Origin of the sequence: Bacillus xiamenensis (assembly GCF_000300535.1) — a bacterium.
Taxonomy (GTDB): Bacteria; Bacillota; Bacilli; order Bacillales; family Bacillaceae; genus Bacillus; species Bacillus xiamenensis.
Genome location: NZ_AMSH01000103.1, coordinates 1 through 4,278, shown reverse-complemented (window position 1 = coordinate 4,278; position 4,278 = coordinate 1). Strand labels below are relative to the sequence as shown.

The window sequence follows — 4,278 nt, the reverse complement described above, 5'->3', positions numbered from 1 at the left end:
TTGATACAACGTAACTCACATTTCTTTTTAAGCCCAGAGTTTGATCGCTTTCGGGTTTCCACGTGACTCATTCTGCGCAATCGTCATGAGACCAGGAAGCCAGCTCATAGATGTGCCGGTTGCCATTAATGCAGCCATGAGCCATTGTTGAACAGTCATGTTAGATGCACCCATGCCACTAAATGCAGCGATTAAGGAACCGGCTTGATTCTCTGCAAATTTCTTCACGTCAACCGAATCAAGACCTTTGACGACACCAATCGATGCGAATTTACCAAGACTCATCATGACACGTGAAGGGGAATGAATGTCTAGTTACTCTCTAAATGAATGCTCTAATTTATTGGAACAATAGCAATTACTGCACCAATCTATGGTAATTTCCCAAGACTCATCATGACACGTGAAGGGGAATGAATGTCTAATTCCTCTCTAAATGCCTGCTCTACTTTCTTCGCCATTTCTTTAGCTGCCTGAGTGACTTCACTTGCTTTCGAACGCATCCCGCTATTGAAGGCATCCATCATTCCTGAACCCCAGCCTGGTGATTCTTGTTTTGTTTGCAGGAATGGTTGTTTGATGTGCTGATCTACGTATTGGCTTGTGCTAGATGATGTGGCATTTTGACCTGTTGCAAAACCACTAACCGTTCCAGAACCCCAACTCGGTGACGCTGTCATCACTTGTTGGTATGGTGCTTTTACACGACTTTGCAAAAAGCTGTCTGTTCCTGTTGGTGTCATCTGCTGGCCCGTCGCAAAGGCAGAAACCACTTGTTGGCCGTACTTTCCTGAATCTGATGTCAAGTGATCAAATGGCTGCTGAATATTTTTTTGTTTCCATTGATCCAGCGAAACCACCTTTTGATTTAGTCCTTGTTCAAAATCATGATTAAATTGCTCACCTATGCTTGCAGCTTGAATGTTTCCATCCAATGAAACCGATCCACCAATTGAACCGACAGAAGCATTTGGAGCTGCTTGAGCTGGAGAGCTGGAAACTGGGTTTGCTGCACCGCCGCTGCTTGGCACAACAGACATTCCAAGGTGAGAAGCAGCCTGTGCAAGCAGCATCTTCCCCCGTCCACGGTTATTTTGAGTTGGAATGACAAATTCGTTACCAGCTTCACCAACCCATGATAGGGTAGGCTGAGTGATATAGCCGCCTGTGGCTCTTTTATCAGGATCTCCAAATAAATGCTTTATTACAAAATTAATCCCATCGCCAGCCTTGTCAAAAATCTCTTTGACCCAGCCAAATGCCTTAGAAAAACCATCACTTATGGCACCTGCCACTTTTAGGATCGGTGTCTGAATATTATCTTCAAACCATTTGGATAATCCATCCCATATATCTGTCACTACTTTATACGCTTCTTCAAACTTCTTTCCAATGCTATCTTTAATGGTTCCGACGGTTTCTACAAGCGGGGTCCAGACGTTGTTCATAAACCAAGAGGATACTGCTCCAAAAATGGATTGAATGGTTTTCCATGCATTTGATAATGCTGTCCAAATTCCTGTAGCTACTGTAACAACTGTGCTGCTTAGCGGGGTCCAGACGTTTTCGATAAACCACCCTGCTACTGTACTGAATGTTTCTTGAATCCATTTCCATGCATTGACTATACTTGACCAAATCGTGGTTGCTACTGTAACGACTGTACCGCTTAGCGGGGTCCAGACGTTTTCGATAAACCACCCTGCTACTGTACTGAATGTTTCTTGAATCCATGTCCATGCATTGACTAGACTTGACCAAATCGTGGTTGCTACTGTAACGACTGTACCGCTTAGCGGGGTCCAGACGTTTTCGATAAACCACCCTGCTACTGTACTGAATGTTTCTTGAATCCATGTCAATGCATTGACTAGACTTGACCAAATTGTGGTTGCTACTGTAATGACTGTACCGCTTAGCGGGGTCCAGACGTTTTCAGTGAACCAACTAGCGACTGTTGACCAAACTTCAACAATTTGATCTTTGATTTCGATGGCTTTTTGGCCAATCTTGTCAAATCCGCCACCATCAAACCATTTTCCGATCGTTTCACCGATAGATTCTCCGCCCATACTTCCAGCGATTCCGCCTACTAGACCACCGATGGCTGTACCTACTCCTGGAACTACACTTCCAATCGCAGCACCTGCTGCAGCACCTGCCATCCCGCCGGCGATTCCGCCTCCAGTCGTACCGATTTTTTCACCAGCATTCTTTTTGTTTATGCCAATTAGATTTGTTGCACTAAGTACACTTCCTAGAATAGGTACTTTCTTTAATAATTTACCGCTCCCTTTACCGATATTTTTCACCGCATTCCCTAATCCACTTAACCCCTTGCTGCCTTTTACCAAACCCGTAAGTCCACCAACTGAAGCTGCGATACCCGCACCTTTCTTTAGTCCACTAGGGATTTTCCCAAATAATTTACCTGCATTTGTTTTCAGTTTTCCTAATTTACTTGGAGGTCTTCTATTCATTTCGGTTCTTGTTGTGGCATTTGGATTTCTAGGCTGTCTTCGTGATTGACCATTTCGATTTTTCGTTTTAGTAGAGCCTCCCCTGGTTAAACCTCTTGCACAACAGGGACAACAACTATTGCGAAACAAACCTTTTCCACCTTGCGGCTGAGGTTTCGTATTGGGAGCTGGATTAGATGGTGTTGGTGAAGTTGTTGGCGCCGTTGTTGGTGCCGGAGTGGTACTGTTGTTTTCACTTGATTGATCACTTGCACCTAAGAAACGATCTAGTACGTTATTCACCAATTGATCTAGTTTTTTTTCAGGATTCAATTTAATCTTCTCTTTTATTCTTCCGATCACATCTTGCTTGTACTCTTCCATTTTATTTTCAACCCAAGGAAGTGCCTTTTCATCCCAAAACTTTCTAGGACTTAATTTTTCTTTCACTTTTTCTGCAACATCACCTGCATATTTTTGAATTTCACTTAATCCTTTATTAGCAACGTTCTGGAGCCAACCCTGTTTGGGTTCATCCATTTTAACCGACGGACTACCAGCCTCAGGCTCTTTTTTTAAGTTTTGTTCTTTCACAATCGACTCTGCCTGATCTCGTTTTTTCAACTTACTCTTTGCATTGTCTTGAACAGATACTCTGATTTCGTGTTTAGCCATCGTCAAGCTTTTGAGTGTCTTTTTGATTCGTTGAATCGCAGCGGTGGCTTGATCAATCATGTTTACTCTCATATAGTACGTTCTGTTCATGAGCTGGAGAATAGATTTGTTGATCATTGACATTTTACCTGACAACTGATCGTTTAATTTAAATGTCAGCAGAATGGGACTTTTCTCCACTTGTTTCAAACGATTTATGCTGGATTTAATGACATCTAATCCTTTTGCTTGAATGGATATGACCATATGATTTGGGATCATATTTAACTGATCGTTTAATACTTTTAGATCACGATAGATTCCCTGATCGAGTCTCATGGAAATTACTGACATTTTACGAAGTGATAAACTGAAGTTTCTTAGCTTCTTTTCATCTATTTCCAGGTTTATTTTCACCGGTTTTCTAAACGGTTTAAGCTGCTTCTCAAACGTTTGAAATCGTTTTTGAATGCGCAGTAGCTTCTTTGATACTTTGTCTTCTAATTCAAATCGTGCAGTGAGTTTCGCCAGTTTATTTCCCTCCTTTCTTTGCTTCTTTTTCTAGCATGTCGAGTTTGTAGCTGATGAGTCCGAAAAGGAATGCTTTGAATGGTCTTGGTGCTTCGTATAAATCAAGCAGTTCTGATGGGGAATAGTGAAGCTCGTGCATGGCGTAATATAGAAACACGGCTTCTTTATCCCCATCTTTTATTAGTTTTTTGCTGCGTCTTCTAAATCTTCAATTTCGTCTTCGAATCCGTTAATTTCAATGGCTTTGTTTAACCAGTTTGCGTATTCACCGCCGACAGATAAAACACGTTTTGCGACTTCAACTGGATCTTGTGTGCTGTAGGCTTCTCTTAATTCCTTTGAGCGGAAATCTGGATAAATAGTCGATTCAATCGCAATTCGTGCATAGAAGCGCTGGCTGTCTAAGTCTTTCACGCGGCCTCTGCCTTTGATATTTTTGAACGTGGTGTTTTCTTTTTCTAGTTCATCAATACGCTCAGTGGTAATCGCTTTGAAAACAAAAGGGATGACATTTCCTTTTTTATCAACAAAACGCTTGGAAATCGGTACTTTGACTTCTTCTGCTTCTACTGTTTGTCCTGGCATAAAAAATGAAAGATCAAATGTTTGTTTTTCGCTCATGTTTAAAAACTCC

At 41.8% G+C, this 4,278-nt stretch carries 2 protein-coding genes and 2 pseudogenes; all 4 read right to left on the bottom strand.

The window, feature by feature from the left end:
- Positions 1–33: 33 nt before the first annotated feature.
- Positions 34–285 (bottom strand): annotated as a pseudogene (locus tag BA1_RS18000) (hypothetical protein); the annotation flags it as partial.
- Positions 286–395: 110 nt separating this feature from the next.
- A pseudogene (locus BA1_RS17995) lies at positions 396–3,644 on the bottom strand (phage tail protein); the annotation flags it as partial.
- A gap of 1 nt (position 3,645) precedes the next feature.
- Positions 3,646–3,783, bottom strand: coding sequence for a hypothetical protein (locus tag BA1_RS19140; RefSeq protein ID WP_095410046.1), 138 nt, complete (start codon positions 3,781–3,783; stop codon positions 3,646–3,648).
- A 41-nt stretch (positions 3,784–3,824) separates the two neighbouring features.
- On the bottom strand, positions 3,825–4,265 hold the full coding sequence (locus tag BA1_RS17990; RefSeq protein WP_034740076.1) for a phage tail assembly chaperone: 441 nt from the start codon (positions 4,263–4,265) through the stop codon (positions 3,825–3,827).
- Positions 4,266–4,278: the final 13 nt, after the last annotated feature.

Excerpts from the sequence above, each read along its gene's own strand:
- BA1_RS19140 (WP_095410046.1), bottom strand. The coding sequence starts at position 3,783 with ATGCACGAGCTTCACTATTCCCCATCAGAACTGCTTGATTTATACGAA.
- BA1_RS17990 (WP_034740076.1), bottom strand. The coding sequence starts at position 4,265 with ATGAGCGAAAAACAAACATTTGATCTTTCATTTTTTATGCCAGGACAA.